The sequence below is a fragment of the Methylobacterium sp. CM6257 genome (assembly GCF_054611515.1).
The window spans coordinates 6177667-6191526 of record NZ_CM137735.1 but is presented as its reverse complement, the minus strand read 5'-3'; the positions used below and the strand labels follow the sequence as shown (position 1 = coordinate 6191526).

Below are 13860 nucleotides of genomic sequence, written 5' to 3'. Positions count from 1 at the left end.
AGCCCGCTCCTCGATCGCGATGCGCTCGCCGCGCGGGCACCTCTGCGCTCGGTGTGATAGTGCTTCGAGATGACGACCGCGCTCACCTGACGGAGGCACGAAGATGGCCGCAACCTACACCATCGAAAGTGTCGCCAAGCATATGCTGATGGTGGATTGGCCTTTTCCTCACGCGAGCGATGGTGAGGTCAATTTCCAGGCGCTTTATTCCGAGATGAGTAAGGTCTTTCCCGGCCTGGCATCTCATGATTTCGTGGCCGCTTACAACCACTGTATCGACGCAAAACGGGCAAAAGACAACCATCGAGCGATCTGAGGCAGACGGCCACGGTCTTCCCGCAGCCCCAGGTGCGAGGCCACGAAGCACGGGGCGTAGGTGGTCGTGTCCAAGCTGAATCGGCTACGCGGCCCTGAACTATGGCGTGCCGCAAGCTCATCACTGCCCGCACCAGACCCAGGACCTCGATCACGCTTGCTCCGGCTTGCAACGCGATCGGGCACGAGAATTTCAGGGACTGACTTGCGGCGGCACGGCTTCTTGATCAAGCAACGACTCGGCCCATCCGTCCTGTAAGACTTCTACGGTTGAGGCTGGTTAGCCCACTGTCTCCAATCGGATCTGAGCACGGCATTTCGTGCGAAATCATACCTCGGTTTAAGCGTTGATGAATTCGCACTGTCGCGCCCCGCCGGGCCTCGCCTCTGCTGAGGAGGCGCCCGATGCTGCGCTACTATTTCGACCTCCACGCAGGCAGCCTTTCCGAATGGGACGATGATGGTCTGGAGGCAGAGAATGCCGATGAAGCCGTCTCCCTCGCCAAAGACATGCTGGTGGTCGCCATCGCCCGCAACGGGCGGCTTCAGTATGACCGGCACGCTGTCGTCGTGATCCGCGGTAGGAGCGGCAACCAGATCGCGACTGCAACGGGCACTGTGATCGGTAACGCTCGGGTCGATTGGGCAGGGCCATCCGTCTCTGGATGCCCCCTCCTGGAGACCGACCGTCATCGGGGCCCTCAGGCCGCGCGGGCCAGCCGCTGCTCGATCCAGGTCTGGGCCGCGTCGAGGTCGGCGAACCTGGGTGGGTCCGGATGATCGACACGCCCGAAGCCCGCCTCCAGGAACCACTTGCCCGTATCATCGCCGTGGTCGTCCGAGAGTTGGACGAGCACCGCCACGAGGAAGCCGTCAGCGAACACCAACTGGCTGTCCTGATCGGCGCTCCCTGTCGCGACCCGGACAGGCTGAAGGTGCAGGCTCATGCCGCGGCTTGCTCTCCCAGGTGCAGGTAGTCGGGCCGGAACTCCGCCATCTGCCTGAGGCGCGGCAGGGCGAGGATCGTCAGGTGCCTCTCTCGGAGTTCAATCAGCCCGCTTTCCCTGAGTTCCAGCAGCGCGCGAGCCACGTGCACGGAGGTCTGACCCGTCGTGTCCGCGAGATCTTGCTGGGTGAGAGGAAGTTCGAAGCGGTTCTCATGTGCCCGGCCGACCACTTGTAGACGCAGATGCACCTCGCAGAACAGGTGCGCAAGTCGCTCGACCGCCGTGCGGCGGCCCACATTCAGCAACCACTCGCGCAAGGTTGCCTCGTCCACCAACGCGGCCTTCCGCAGCGCAGCGGCAACGGCTGGGCGCTGCAACAGTTCACGAATTGTCTCAGGCGCAATCCGTACCACCTTACAGTCCGACAGCGCGCGGATCGAGTGATCCATAGCCTCCAGCAGGGCCACGTCGAGGTCGCCCGCGTCGCCCGGCAGGAGGTAGGCCATGATCTGCCGCGTGCCGTCAGCCCGCAGCTTGTAACGGCAGGCGAAGCCGTCCAGGATCAGGAACACGCCCGCAGGCGAGTCGCCTTCCCGGACCAAGTCCGTCCTGGCCTGGACAACCTGCGCGTCCTCGCTGATCTTCAGCAGCGCGACCCTATCCGCCTCCGGAAGCGGCACGAAGCCCTCCAGCTTGCGCAGGAACGGATTGTCCGCAGCGTCTGGCCTGCTGTCCGTCATGATCTCTCTCGCGCCTTTCTCACGAACCGATCGACTCATTGCGTCGGTGAGGTTTGGGGTGGCGGCGATTTAGCCACGGTTAGATCGCACTCAAGCCCCTCAGGTTCCTCGGTTCACGCTCATCGGCCCGGAGCCGTTATTCGATAACGTTTCTCTCGGAGGAGGCTCTTGCGGCTGCTCGCAGCATCCTGACAGCGCGTCAGCCCGCGAAGGTTCATCTTGCCTCTCGCGTCTCCAGATGCAGGTACGTTGGGTCGAACTCCGAGATCCGAAGCAGTTCATCCCACGCCTCGATCATCAGCGTGTGGCTCCGCAGCGCGATCAGGGCCCGGTCGCGCATGTCCTTCAGCACGCGATTGACGTGCACGCTCGTGAGGCCCAGCGCATCGGAGAGATCGGTCTGGGTGATCGGGTAGCGGGCAGCGGTAGTCACCGGCCAGCCCCACCGCTTCGAGCTTCAGGTACATCTCGCAGAACAGGTGCGCGATCCGCTCGAAGGCTGAGCGACGGCCCATGCCGGTCATCCACTCGCGGAAGATCGCCGCGTCGATCAGGGTGTCGCGCCACAAGAGCGATGCGATGCCAGGATGACACGCGACGAGCCCCCGTAGACTCTCGTGCGGGATGAAGGCCACGGTCGCCTTCGTCACGGTGGCGAGGCTGTGGTCCATGGTGGGAAGGTGCAGGCTCAGCAGATCCGGGATGTCGCCCGCGATGTGGAACGACAGGATCTGCCGCTTGCCTTCACTGAGCAGCTTGTAGCGGCAGGCCCAGCCGTCGAGGATGAGGCAGCACTGCGAGGGTTTGTCGCCGTCGCGCACGATGTCTTGCCGCGCGTTCAGGGTGTGGATCTTCACCGGCAAGCTCTCGATGGCCTGCCGCTCCTCGTTCGAGAGGATGGCGATGCTCTCCAGCTTGCGGATGAGCATGGATGTGGCGTGCTGATCAGGAGCTAAAGACATGGCGTTCAGCCTTGCCGCGGGCGGAAGCGCGCGTCTCCCAGTCACCAGCGCCTGGGTCGGATCAGCCGATGATGAGCCCTACGGTAAACCAATGTGACTGAACAGCTCAGATGCAGATTAGGCTTCAGGAGTATTCGGGCGCTCGGTAAGGGATCGAACCTTTCGAAGCTTCGTCGCATTGAGCGAGCAATTTGCTTTGCTATTGCTCGGCCGAGCGCGGATGCTGCGCACATCGCCCGCACCGTTTCGGGCTGTTGGCGCCTGGGAGACTGCGTGTGCTCTTGCCCGACCGGGAGCGGAGCCGTGTCTCAGCCTCAGCAATCCGCCGTCCACAATCGCCTGCTGAAGGCGCTCTCGCCCGACGACTTCGCGCTGCTCCAACCGTATCTGGAGCCGGTCGTGACCGAGTTGCGGCAGGTACTGATCAAGCCGCACGAGCCGGTTCGGCAGCTATACTTCCCCGAGGTCGGGTTCGGCTCGATCACCACCTCCGGCTCTGGCGGCCAAGTCGAGGTCGGCCTCGTCGGACGCGAGGGGCTGGTCGGCGCCCTGCCGGTGCTGCTGGCCTCGGATCGCATGCCCCACGAGTGCTTCGTCCAGAATGCGGGCGAGATGCTGCGGATCGAGACCGCGGCCCTGTGCTCCGCCGTCAGCCAGAGCGCCAGCCTGCACAGGCTCCTGCTGCGCTACGTTCAGGTGCAATTCGTCCAGACGGCCCAGACTGCGTTCGCGAACGCCTCCTACACCCTCGACGTGCGCCTCGCGCGCTGGCTGCTGATGTGCCACGACCGGCTCGACGGCGACGATCTCCAGATCACCCACGAGTTCCTGTCGATCATGCTGGGCGTGCGGCGACCCAGCACGACCCTTGCAGTTCAGGCACTGGAGGGTCACCGGCTGGTCCGGGCCCGGCGTGGCAAGATCACGATCTTGGACCGCACGGCGCTGGAGGCGGTGGCGGACGACAGCTACGGCCTGCCCGAAGCCGAGTACGCCCGCCTGATCGAGGGCGCGTGATGCCGCGCTACTTCTTCAACATCCGGCATCGTCCTGGTCCTGCTGGTCTGGCCGTGGACCCGGAAGGTGATGAACTCCCGGATCTGAACGCCGCGCGCGAGCATGCCTTGTTCGAGGCGCGAGCCATGATCGCGCGGGAGCGCCTGCCGCTGATCCGCGACTGGATGGACTGCTCGTTCGAGATCATGGGCGAGGCTGGCCAGTCCGTTCTCACGGTGCCGTTCAGCGATACGGCCTCCGAGTTGGAAGACTGGGACTGAGCGGAGTCGGCGCCACGACCTGGAGGATCACCCAGGAATGGATGAGAGATAGGTCGATACTCGATTCAGGTCAGTCGGCGGCACCCGTTCCACCAAAAACCGACCGGAGCCGCTGTGCGTTGCGGTTTGAAAGCGCACGGTTGAACCAACCCCTTCGAGGCGCGAGCCGACGTTCGGAGGCTCGCGTGCGAAGGTCCGAGGCCCACCCGAAACAGTGACAAGCCCGTTACGGGCAGGGATGCCGCTGGCCATCGTTGCCCAGATACGTTCCGCTGCGCGGATCATACGACCGGAAACGCTGAACACAGTAGCTGACCGCGTCGCCTGCGGGCGCCGCCTCTGTCTCGACCGCTCCGTAGTCCTGACCGTACCCAGCGGGTGCATAGCCGCCGCCGTACCCGGCAGGCCCGTAGTCGGTGCCATAGTAGCCGTCGTCGTAACCACCGTAGCCGTAGCCCAGACCTGCCCCGGCGAGCCCGAGACCGACGCCTAGACCCAGGCCGCCATAGCCGTAGCCGCGGCCATAGCCGTAGCCCCGGCCATAATAGCCGCGACCTCCGAACCCACGGTTGCCAGCGAAGCCTGCGCCGCGAACCCGGTCGCCGCCGATCACACCACGTCCACCAAAGCCGCCACCTGCGAGACCGCCGCCGCCGAAGCGATTACCGCCTGCGCCGAGCGCGCCTCCGAAGCCACGACCGGCTACACCGCCGCGCAAGCCACCACCGCCGATCCCACCGCCACGGAAGCCGCCTCCACTGAAGCCCCCGCCGTGGAAACCGCCGCCATGAAAACCGCCGCCTCCGAAGCCACCGCGCGCATCGGCTGTGGCCGGAAGGAATGTCAGCGCGCCGATGATCGCGCCCGTCGTCAGGACTGTCCGTATCATTGTGTCCTACCAGTTATGAACGGAAAGATTTCTGGTGACACAACGCTTCATCGGGCAAATGGATCTCTCTACATTCTATTTTGATTCCCCGAATGAGATATAATTGCAGAAAATACAGCAGCTTAAGACGCGAAATTAAATATTCTCGTTGCCGCTGAGGAGCAGTTATCCGGGCAAGATGCCCTGAGAAAACCTCGCTGAGGACGACCTGAAGGCGTTCGCCCGCCGGAGGTGGCGGGCCACCGGCTACATCTCCACGAACCGCGCCGACCGGCTCGGCCACAACACTCACTCGGCTTCCAGGGTGACCGACCCATCGGTGATATCGATGATCTCGACACGCGGGCAGAACCACCCGTGATCGGGCAACGTGCTCAGGTGCCGGTTGCAGGCGGTAGCAAGCACGGCGCCGGACGTGGTCGGCATCACTGCCAGCAACTCGCGCAGGAAGCCCGCAACCGCAACCGCACGTCTCTCCGGCAGGTATGGCTCCTCGCGGAAGCGCTCGTAGGCTGAGACGACGTTCTCGGCGACGATGGCCGCGAACCGCTCCTGATCTGCCGCGATCATCAGCCTGTCCTCCTAAAGGAGCCCGCTCCCGCTGTGTCCCTAGCGCGCGTTCGCCAGCTGGACGAAGCCGACCACGGTCCGCGGGTCTCGATGGCCGGACTGATCCATGATCCGGGCGAGATCGGCTCTGCGCTCGGCCTGCGTCCCAACGACCACGAATTACGCTGCCCCCCGAGTTGTCGAGAGCGAAATCCGCGACTAAAGCGACCTCATGTCCGACACGCTCAACGCCCTTCTCGACCGCCTCAAGGCCCACCAGCGTGATCTCATCCTGGCGATGGCCGAGCACGCCGGAATGCCCGCCGGGAGTGCCTTACGTCAGGTCGCCGAGTTGGAGAACGTCATCGCCGCCGTCGAGGCTGTGGCGGACGAAGAAGCCCGCGGCAACTCCTAAGGTTGACGTGGTGTTTACCTCAACGGTGTAGGCGTCTGGTCAGCGCCCGTTCTCGAACCGGCATGCTGGAGAAGGCGCCATGCGCGTGCTGCTGATCGAGGACGACGCGAGCGTCGCGCAGAGCATCGAGTTGATGCTCAAGTCCGAGAACCTCAACACCTACACCACCGACCTCGGCGAGGAAGGCATCGACCTCGCCAAGCTCTACGACTACGACATCCTCCTGCTCGATCTAAACCTGCCCGACATGTCGGGCTACGAGGTGCTGCACTCTCTGCGCGTGGCGAAGGTGAAGACGCCAATCCTCGTCCTCTCCGGCATGAGCAGCATCGAGGACAAGGTGAAGGGGCTGGGGTTCGGCGCCGACGACTACCTCACCAAGCCGTTCCACAAGGACGAGCTTATTGCGCGCATCCACGCCATCGTGCGCCGCTCGCAGGGTCACGCTCAGTCGATCATCACGATGGGCGACCTGGCGATCGACCTCGATGAGAAGATGGCCGCGGTAGACGGCAAAAGCGTCCCGTTGACCACGAAGGAGTACCAGATGCTGGAACTCCTCGCGCTCCGGAAGGGGACGACCCTTACCAAGGAGATGTTCCTCAACCATCTCTACGGCGGCATGGACGAGCCCGAGTTGAAGATCATCGACGTGTTCATCTGCAAGCTGCGCAAGAAGCTCGCCAACACCAACGGCGGTAGGAACTACATCGAGACCGTCTGGGGCCGCGGCTACGTCCTGCGTGAGGACGCGCCCGAGATGCGAGCCCTGGCGAGTTGAAGTAATCTTTTCTCAGCATCGAGCCGCAGTAAGCGACCACCGCGGTGTGAATTCAAGCATTGCTCAGGCCGCGCCTGCCAGCCGCTGCTCGATCCAGCCCTGTGCCTCGTCGAGATCAGCGAAGGTGGGCGGGGCCGCGGTGTTCACCCGGCCAAAGCCCGCCTCCAGGAACCACTTCCCCGCCGCATCCTCGTGCTCGTCCGAAAGGCACACCAGCACGGCCACCAGGAAGCCATCGTGGAACACCAAGTGGCTGTCCTGATCGGCGCTCCCCGTCGCGACCTGAACAGGCTGGAGACGCAAGCTCATGCGGCGACTTGTTCTCCCAGGTGCAGATACCCTGACTTGAACCCCGCCATCTGCTGGAGGCGCGGCAGGTCCAGAATCGTCAGGTGCTTCTGCTGGAGTTCAATCAGCCCACTCTCCCTGAGTTCCCGGAGCGCGCGGTTCACGTGGATGCTGGTCTGCCCCGTCGTATCGGCGAGATCCTGCTGAGTCAGGGGCAGATCGAAGCGGTTCTCGTCTGATTGGCCGACCGCGCGCAGGCGCAGATGCAACTCGCAGAACAGGTGTGCAACTCGCTCCACGCCTGTGCGGCGGCCAACGTTGAGCAGCCACTCGCGCAAGGTCGCCTCGTCCACCAGCACGGACTTGCGCAGGGCCGACGCTATGGCAGGGCGTTGCAGTAGATCCCTGATCGTCTCGGGTGCGAGCCGCACCACCTTGCAGTCGGAGAGCGTGCTGATGGTGTGGTCCATCGCTTCCAGCAGCGCCACATCCAAGTCGCAAGTGTCGCCCGGCACGAGGTAGGCCATGATCTGACGCGCGCCGTTGAGTCCCAGCTTGTAGCGGCAGGCGAGCCCCTCCAGGATCAGGAACACGCCAGCGGGCGGATCGCCCTCGCGGACCAAGTCGGTTCCGGCCGCGACAGCCTGCGGGTTCTGGCTGACCTTCAGGAGTGCGGCCCTGTCGGCTTCCGTCAGCGGAACGAAGCCCTCCAGCTTGCGCAGGAACGGATTGTCCGACGCCTCTGGCCTGCTGTTCGTCATGGATCTCTCTCGCGCCCTTCTCGCGAGCCAGTCGGCTCATCGTGTCGATCACGTCCTGGTTTGAGGCCGCAGTTACCACAGGCTAGATCGCGCGTGACCTAGTCCGGTTCCCTGGTGTGAAAGCCGACATTCTTCGATTTGTCTGAAATTGCACACAAATCTCAGCGGCATTGCGGCCGTCGCGATGCGGTTTTAGGTTTCCCGCATCGTCTGCACGCTGTTCGGGGCGCAGACGGCTGAGAGACGCGACTGTGCTCTTGCCCTGATCAGGGGGAGAGCCGTGGTTCAGCCTCAACAGCTTAGCATTCGCAATCGTCTCCTGACGGTGCTCTCAGCCGACAACTTTGCCAGCCTCGCTCCGCACTTGCAGTTCGATGAATTGCCGTTGCAGCAGATGCTGATCAGAGCCAACCAGCCGGTGAAGTATCTCTATTTCCTGGAGAGCGGCATATCCTCGATCACCACTGAGGGATCGGGGGGTAAAGTCGAGGTCGGGATTGTCGGCCGTGAAGGCTTGATCGGGGCTGTGCCGGTGGTGACCGGCAGCGACCGCGTCCCGCACGACCAATTCATCCAAGTGCCCGGCGCCGGATACCGCATCGACGCTGACGTGCTGAGTGAGGCCGTCGAGGGGAGCCGCACATTGCGTCGTCTCCTGCTGCGCTACGTGCAGGCGGAGTTCATGCAGGTACGCCAGACGGCCTACGTCAACGCGACTTTCACGATCGAGCCTCGCCTCGCGCGTTGGCTGCTGATGTGCCACGACCGCGTCGATGGTGACGAGCTTCTTCTCAAGCACGAGTTCCTGTCGATGATGCTGGGCGTGCAGCGCTCGGGCGTGACGCTGGCGTTGCAGAACCTGGAGGGTGGCCGCTGCATTCGAGCCCGACGCGGGCGGATCACGGTGACCGACCGCGAGCTACTGGAAGCCGTGGCCGATGGTAGCTACGGCATGCCCGAGGCCGAGTACGCCCGGCTGATTGAGGGCGCCTGATGCCCCGCTACTTCTTCAACCTACGCTACGGCCGGGACAAGCTGGCGATCGACCCGGAGGGCGACGAGTTGCCCGACACGGAGGCGGCGCGGATACACGCGCTGGCGGCGGCCCGAGATCTGATCACGCACACACGCTCATATAGCGTGCGGGACTGGTTCGCCTGCGCCTTCGAGATTGCAGACGAGGCGGAACACCCTGTGCTCACGGTGCCGTTCAGCGACACCGTTCCCGATATGGAGGACGGCGACGCCGAGGATCGTCCGGCGTGATCAGCCGCCCCCGCCCGTATGCGGGTTGTGCTCTGCCCAGGTTCGGAGCACGACAAACCATCTCCGGCCTCGATCCTGGCTGCCGGTGCCTGAGAGACACGTGCGCTCCCGCCTCACGCCGCGCGAGCGAGCCGGTGCCACGCTACTTCTTCGACGTTCACGACGGCAGCATGGCGCTCGATGAGGACGGCTACGAGTGCGCCAGCCTGGAAGAGGCGCGCAGGCAGGCGATGACGCTTCTGCCCGACATAGCACGTGATGCGGCGTCCAGAGATGGTGATCGGCACACCTACACGGTGCTGGTCACCGATGAGGATCACCGTCCGGTCTACATGGCGACCCTGTCGCTGATCGGGCTGTGGCTGATCCGCTGAAGCTTGCCCACGGGAGCGAGCATGTAGGGGCTGGACTGAGCCGCCGACCGTTTTGACGAACTCTCACACCGGCCCCTCCCTCCCGGCCCGGCGGCTTCAGCAAGCGGCGGCCCGCTCGAAGGCCATCCGCTCCGGCTTAGCGGGATGCGCCGCCTCGTGCCGAAGCCGGTGCGAGCGGTGGAACAGAATTTGAGATGGATCGGTTCCGTTCGTCATCGGCAGGCATGATCCGGGTGCCGAGGGGGCTGTGAGATCTGAGGTTTCATCCTTTGATCGTGGTGATCCGCGATGTTGACGCTTTCAAATCACCCGCTCGACAACTTCATGCAGAAACTGGGTAGTGCTGAGCGGTTCGCGAAGAGAGAGCGACAAGCTCTCATGAGCTTGCCCGTCGTGACCAGAAACGTAGCGCCGCATCAGGACATCGTGCCCGAAGAGGCTTCGTCTTCATCCTGCTGTATCATTCTCAGCGGCTGGACCTGCTGTTACCAGATGCTCAACGAGGGAAGGCGCGCGATCCTGTCGTTTCACGTTCCGGGGGACGTGCCGGACCTCCAGAGCTTGCACCTGCCCCACACGGATTTCGGCATGGCCGCGCTGACCCCGACGACCGTCGCTTTCGTGGCGCATGCGGACCTGCGCGCATTGATGGCGGACTACCCAGCCATCTCGACGGCGCTCTGGCGCGAGGCGCTGATCACCGCCGCAGTCCATCGGGCCTGGATGGCGGGGCTCGGCCGCCGAGAGGCCCGCGGACGGCTCGCCCATCTGTTCTGCGAACTGTACCTGCGGCTCAAGGCTGTGGGCCTCGTGGACGGCTACACCCTGCCGATGCCGCTCCGGCAACACGATCTCGCCGACGCGCTCGGGCTGACCTCCGTTCACGTGAACCGGACGGTGAAGGATTTGCGCGCCGAAGGGCTGATCAGCTTGCGCAGCCGCAGGCTGGAGATCTTGGATTGGCCAGGGTTAGAGGCGGCAGGCGAGTTCCGCCCTCACTACCTGCATCTGGCTGCATGATGACTATGGCCTTGGACCCCCCGAACCTCAGTCGAGCGGTTCAGGCTCAGCCGCGCTGTTCGACGTGAGCCCGGCAAAGGTCGCGCTCGCCGTGTAGACGACGGCGCTGCTCTCATCGCGAATTGACATGGAGAAAGCCTGATCGTCACAGCCTGACGGGATCGCGAAGCGCGCGATCTCGGGCAGGGTCAGCATGGCCTCCCTGCGCGCCGCTTCGAGGTCTGCGCACTGGGTTCCATGGTCGTCGCGGCGGTACTCGCTGTTGTGAAGATCGAAGAAGTAGCGCGGCGCCCGCGCCCCCCTGTCTGAGAGATCCCCCTCTCGTAGCAAACCCGCGGCCAGGAGCAGGTGTTCTGTGTGGATGATAATGGCAACCGCAGGCCGCGGAAGGTGATGCCCCCTCGTAGGGAGAAGCGCGATGACTGGATTTCGGCAGACGGAAGCGCAGGTCCTCGTGCGCAAGGTGGAGAGCATCGCCCTCTTCACGCTGTCCGAGGCTGAAACGGCAGCGCTCCACGCCATGCCGATGCATGTGGCCACCTTTGACGCCTACCAAGACATCGTCCGCGAGGGGGACCGTCCCTTCCAGTGCTTCGTCCTGCTGGAGGGCATCGTCGCGATCTACAAAAGCACGCGGTCGGGCAAGCGCCAGGTGATGGCCTACCACGTCCCAGGAGACGTGCCCGATCTTCAGAGCCTGCACCTGAAGATGCTCGACAACAGCATCTCCACGGTCAGTCCGTGTCGGATCGGCTTCGTTCAGCACGATGCGCTGCGCGCGCTATTTCGGGCTCATCCCCGCCTCAGCGACACATTCTGGCGTATGACGCTGATCGACGCCGCCCTCTACCGCGAGTGGATGCTGAACATCGGTCGTCGGGATGCGTATGCCCGCATGGCCCACCTCTTCTGCGAGTTGATCACGCGCCTAGACATTGTCGGGCTGGCGCCAGACCGCACCTGCCCACTGCCGATGACCCAGCCCGAACTCGCGGACGCGCTCGGGGTCACACCGGTCCACGTCAATCGCGTGCTCAGCGACATGAGAGAGGCGGGGTTGATCACGCTGCGCAACAGGCGACTGACGGTGCACGACTGGGAGAGGCTGAAAGCGGCAGCGGAATTTGACCCGACCTACCTGCACCTGGGCAGCCGCGACGCGGCGTGAGCCTTCCGGCTCAGGCCGCCGCCCGAGCCGCTCGCAGGCCAATGACATTTACTTGAACGAGCGGGTCAATGCCGAACCGCACTGGCCGCGCCCGTGTGCGTCAGGAAGAAACGGGCCATCTCCCGGCTCGCATCCGGACCGCGTGGGTCAGTGAACGAACCGGCCCGGCTGCCGCCTGACCACGCATGCCCGGTCCCGTGCAGAACCCACTGCTCCAGGACCGTGCGCCCTGACGCATCCGTGCGGACGGTACGGGTGAAGGCGATGCCATCGGGTGTCCGGGCTTCCGTCACAGTCTCGGCGAGGTCCGGACTGCACGGTCCCTGCGCAGCCACACGGTCCCCGTTGGCCGCGTGCACCGTGCGGTCGCCGTCGCCGTGGAACACGATCAGCGGCACAGAATGCCGTCTCCCCGACGAGATCACGCCGTCGCCCCTCATGGCGGCAAAGGCGGACGGCATGTCCCGCGCCGACCCGCAGGCCAGCCCCGAATGCACGCCGACCGCCGCGAACAGGTCGGGGTAGGTGGCCGCAAGGATCGCGGCGGCAGCGCCACCCGCCGAGAGCCCGGCGGCGTACACGCGGCTCGCGTCGGCTGAGAACTCCGCGACGACCTGCCGGGCAAGACCGGCGATCAGGGCGGGCTCGCCGCCTTCGCGCTGCTGATCACCGGGCTCGTACCAGTTCCAGCACCGCTGCATGTTGGCTGATCGCGGCTGCTCCGGATACGCCACCAGGAAGGTGTGCTCCTCCGCGACCTCGTTCATCCGCGTGCCCGCGGCGAAATCGTCCGGGTTCTGGGTACAGCCGTGCAGCATCACGACCACGGGAATCGCTTGGCCAGCGTAGCCGCTCGGGACGTAAACCTTGTAGTTCCGGCTCCCGAGCGCGCTGGTGAACGTGCGCGCCTCGAAACGTGCGCCGTCCGGAAGCGGAGCGGGCGCGGGCGTTTCGATGCCCGCCCCGACGCCCAGATCCGTGCCGACACCGGCCCTCGCCAGCGCCTCCTGGATCGTGCGCGTCACGTCGCCCGCGATGTTACCCCCCAACCCGGAGAACGGATGAGCCTCCGCACCCTTGCCTCGGGCGGGCTCCGGCGCCGTCCAGGCACCATCGAGAGCAGAGGGTGGGACCAAGTCGAGGACTTCGGCATCATTCGCGGTCGGCTTACCCGTCTGGGCAGCGTCCCGGCGCGCCTCGGTCCAACGAGCGTAGGCTGCGGCCTGCTGCTTTTGAAGCTTGGCCATCGCCTCCATCACACGGGCAGTGCGGGCCGGGTCGGCCTTGGGGAGTTCGAAGTTCGGGAAGGCGGCTTTCGAGAAGGGGTTCATGGGACCGATACCTGCGAGGCGAGAACTGGGCGGGGCGGGATGCCGGGCGCATTCCGCGGGGGAGATTGAGAGGATCGTCAGGAGGTGCGGTCAGCGAGCGCCGCCTTGACCTCGGGGCTGGCCTGAAAGGCGCCGAGCACCGCGACCGACGCGATTGCGGCTCGGGCGAGTTCGGGCGTGACATCCGGAGCGATGCTGGCGAGCCCGAGAACCTGGATGTGCAGCGGCGTCCCGGCGTCACGGGCCGCCTCAAGGGCCTGCTTCGTATAGTGCGACAGGCCGAGGCTAAGCTGCTTGCGCGTCACGGATTGCTTCACGGCCTCGCCCTGCCGTTCGATCTGATTGCGCACGGCGGTCCGGATGAAGTCGGCGCGGTTGGCGTAGAAGCCGTCGCGCACCATCAGGTCGATATGACCGAGGTCCACGAACCCGAGATTGATGGTGATCTTCTCGCTGTCGGGCAGCTTGGGCCGTAGCTCGTGAACGTTGTCAGCCATCTCGATCCATCCTGCCGCCATCCCACTGGATGGTCAGTAGATGATTACGAGATTGCGGAACGCAAGGGCGCTGAAGCGAGATTTCCATCTCGGTCCGTGTGGCGCGCACGACGAGGACAGGGCCAATCGCGCCATAATGACGGTATTCTGCGCGCAAGCTCGGGCGGACGGCGGGCTTCCACATGGGACTTCCTGGGTGAGCGTCAGACGCTCTCCAGCGCTTGCCGTGCCCAATGCCCACCCAACAGCCGGACTGTTCACCCGATCATAAAACGGGATC

At 64.6% G+C, this 13860-nt stretch carries 21 protein-coding genes and 1 pseudogene; 11 read left to right on the top strand and 11 right to left on the bottom strand.

Features of this window, described 5'->3' with window-relative positions; translation table 11 throughout:
* Positions 1 to 103: 103 nt before the first annotated feature.
* Both ACYCO6_RS30160 and ACYCO6_RS30155 read left to right on the top strand, forming a co-directional pair.
* On the top strand, positions 104 to 316 hold the full coding sequence (locus ACYCO6_RS30160) for a hypothetical protein (protein ID WP_459766250.1): 213 nt from the start codon (positions 104 to 106) through the stop codon (positions 314 to 316).
* Positions 317 to 720: 404 nt separating this feature from the next.
* Positions 721 to 1095: a DUF6894 family protein gene (locus ACYCO6_RS30155; RefSeq protein ID WP_459766248.1), complete on the top strand. Its 375-nt coding sequence runs from the start codon at positions 721 to 723 to the stop codon at positions 1093 to 1095.
* Here the strand turns inward: ACYCO6_RS30155 and ACYCO6_RS30150 are convergent.
* From ACYCO6_RS30150 to ACYCO6_RS30135, 4 genes and pseudogenes are all read right to left on the bottom strand, one after another.
* Entirely contained in the window at positions 1017 to 1262 is a 246-nt protein-coding gene (locus ACYCO6_RS30150) for a hypothetical protein (RefSeq protein WP_459766246.1), read from the bottom strand. The two genes, ACYCO6_RS30155 and ACYCO6_RS30150, sit on opposite strands and share 79 nt — an antisense overlap.
* Positions 1259 to 2002, bottom strand: coding sequence for a Crp/Fnr family transcriptional regulator (locus ACYCO6_RS30145; RefSeq protein WP_459766244.1), 744 nt, complete (start codon positions 2000 to 2002; stop codon positions 1259 to 1261). The genes ACYCO6_RS30150 and ACYCO6_RS30145 overlap by 4 nt, the downstream gene beginning before the upstream one ends.
* A 214-nt stretch (positions 2003 to 2216) precedes the next feature.
* Positions 2217 to 2369: a hypothetical protein gene (locus ACYCO6_RS30140; protein WP_459766242.1), complete on the bottom strand. Its 153-nt coding sequence runs from the start codon at positions 2367 to 2369 to the stop codon at positions 2217 to 2219.
* A 289-nt stretch (positions 2370 to 2658) separates the two neighbouring features.
* Positions 2659 to 2931 (bottom strand): annotated as a pseudogene (locus tag ACYCO6_RS30135) (cyclic nucleotide-binding domain-containing protein); the annotation flags it as partial.
* Positions 2932 to 3267: 336 nt separating this feature from the next.
* On the opposite strand from ACYCO6_RS30135, the gene ACYCO6_RS30130 reads away from it, so the two are divergent.
* Both ACYCO6_RS30130 and ACYCO6_RS30125 read left to right on the top strand, forming a co-directional pair.
* Entirely contained in the window at positions 3268 to 3981 is a 714-nt protein-coding gene (locus ACYCO6_RS30130) for a Crp/Fnr family transcriptional regulator (protein ID WP_459766240.1), read from the top strand.
* Positions 3981 to 4241, top strand: a complete 261-nt coding sequence (locus ACYCO6_RS30125) for a DUF6894 family protein (protein WP_459766237.1) — start codon at positions 3981 to 3983, stop codon at positions 4239 to 4241. Before ACYCO6_RS30130 ends, ACYCO6_RS30125 begins: the two co-directional genes overlap by 1 nt.
* Before the next feature lie 226 nt (positions 4242 to 4467).
* Here ACYCO6_RS30125 and ACYCO6_RS30120 read toward each other — a convergent pair whose 3' ends face one another.
* Positions 4468 to 5130 (bottom strand): BA14K family protein, encoded by a 663-nt coding sequence (locus tag ACYCO6_RS30120; RefSeq protein ID WP_459766235.1) that lies wholly within the window; start codon positions 5128 to 5130, stop codon positions 4468 to 4470.
* A gap of 288 nt (positions 5131 to 5418) precedes the next feature.
* The gene (locus ACYCO6_RS30115; RefSeq protein ID WP_459766233.1) at positions 5419 to 5700 is read right to left on the bottom strand and encodes a hypothetical protein; all 282 of its coding nucleotides are present in this window, start codon (positions 5698 to 5700) and stop codon (positions 5419 to 5421) included.
* Between the two features lie 211 nt (positions 5701 to 5911).
* On the opposite strand from ACYCO6_RS30115, the gene ACYCO6_RS30110 reads away from it, so the two are divergent.
* Entirely contained in the window at positions 5912 to 6094 is a 183-nt protein-coding gene (locus ACYCO6_RS30110; RefSeq protein WP_459766231.1) for a hypothetical protein, read from the top strand.
* Between the two features lie 79 nt (positions 6095 to 6173).
* On the top strand, positions 6174 to 6875 hold the full coding sequence (ctrA, locus tag ACYCO6_RS30105; RefSeq protein WP_459766229.1) for a response regulator transcription factor CtrA: 702 nt from the start codon (positions 6174 to 6176) through the stop codon (positions 6873 to 6875).
* A gap of 63 nt (positions 6876 to 6938) precedes the next feature.
* Here the strand turns inward: ctrA and ACYCO6_RS30100 are convergent, their stop codons facing one another.
* Both ACYCO6_RS30100 and ACYCO6_RS30095 read right to left on the bottom strand, forming a co-directional pair.
* Positions 6939 to 7184, bottom strand: a complete 246-nt coding sequence (locus ACYCO6_RS30100; RefSeq protein ID WP_459766227.1) for a hypothetical protein — start codon at positions 7182 to 7184, stop codon at positions 6939 to 6941.
* A complete protein-coding gene (locus ACYCO6_RS30095) occupies positions 7181 to 7924 on the bottom strand; it encodes a Crp/Fnr family transcriptional regulator (RefSeq protein ID WP_459766225.1) in 744 nt (247 codons plus the stop codon). The genes ACYCO6_RS30100 and ACYCO6_RS30095 overlap by 4 nt, the downstream gene beginning before the upstream one ends.
* A 280-nt stretch (positions 7925 to 8204) precedes the next feature.
* On the opposite strand from ACYCO6_RS30095, the gene ACYCO6_RS30090 reads away from it, so the two are divergent.
* The 4 genes from ACYCO6_RS30090 (at position 8205) to ACYCO6_RS30075 (ending at position 10584) form a co-directional block, all read left to right on the top strand.
* Positions 8205 to 8918 carry a Crp/Fnr family transcriptional regulator gene (locus tag ACYCO6_RS30090; RefSeq protein ID WP_459766223.1) on the top strand — a complete coding sequence of 238 codons (714 nt, stop codon included), beginning with the start codon at positions 8205 to 8207 and terminating at the stop codon, positions 8916 to 8918.
* Positions 8918 to 9190 (top strand): DUF6894 family protein, encoded by a 273-nt coding sequence (locus ACYCO6_RS30085; RefSeq protein WP_459766221.1) that lies wholly within the window; start codon positions 8918 to 8920, stop codon positions 9188 to 9190. The genes ACYCO6_RS30090 and ACYCO6_RS30085 overlap by 1 nt, the downstream gene beginning before the upstream one ends.
* Positions 9191 to 9324: 134 nt before the next feature.
* Positions 9325 to 9564, top strand: a complete 240-nt coding sequence (locus ACYCO6_RS30080; RefSeq protein WP_459766219.1) for a DUF6894 family protein — start codon at positions 9325 to 9327, stop codon at positions 9562 to 9564.
* A gap of 288 nt (positions 9565 to 9852) precedes the next feature.
* A complete protein-coding gene (locus ACYCO6_RS30075) occupies positions 9853 to 10584 on the top strand; it encodes a Crp/Fnr family transcriptional regulator (protein WP_459766217.1) in 732 nt (243 codons plus the stop codon).
* Between the two features lie 27 nt (positions 10585 to 10611).
* Here the strand turns inward: ACYCO6_RS30075 and ACYCO6_RS30070 are convergent, their stop codons facing one another.
* Positions 10612 to 11058, bottom strand: a complete 447-nt coding sequence (locus ACYCO6_RS30070; RefSeq protein ID WP_459766215.1) for a DUF6894 family protein — start codon at positions 11056 to 11058, stop codon at positions 10612 to 10614.
* On the opposite strand from ACYCO6_RS30070, the gene ACYCO6_RS30065 reads away from it, so the two are divergent.
* Positions 11003 to 11752 carry a Crp/Fnr family transcriptional regulator gene (locus ACYCO6_RS30065; protein ID WP_459766213.1) on the top strand — a complete coding sequence of 250 codons (750 nt, stop codon included), beginning with the start codon at positions 11003 to 11005 and terminating at the stop codon, positions 11750 to 11752. The genes ACYCO6_RS30070 and ACYCO6_RS30065 overlap by 56 nt on opposite strands.
* Positions 11753 to 11817: 65 nt before the next feature.
* Here the strand turns inward: ACYCO6_RS30065 and ACYCO6_RS30060 are convergent, their stop codons facing one another.
* Both ACYCO6_RS30060 and ACYCO6_RS30055 read right to left on the bottom strand, forming a co-directional pair.
* On the bottom strand, positions 11818 to 13083 hold the full coding sequence (locus ACYCO6_RS30060) for an extracellular catalytic domain type 1 short-chain-length polyhydroxyalkanoate depolymerase (protein WP_459766211.1): 1266 nt from the start codon (positions 13081 to 13083) through the stop codon (positions 11818 to 11820).
* A gap of 77 nt (positions 13084 to 13160) precedes the next feature.
* Positions 13161 to 13580, bottom strand: coding sequence for a CopG family transcriptional regulator (locus ACYCO6_RS30055; protein WP_459766209.1), 420 nt, complete (start codon positions 13578 to 13580; stop codon positions 13161 to 13163).
* Positions 13581 to 13860 lie beyond the last annotated feature (280 nt).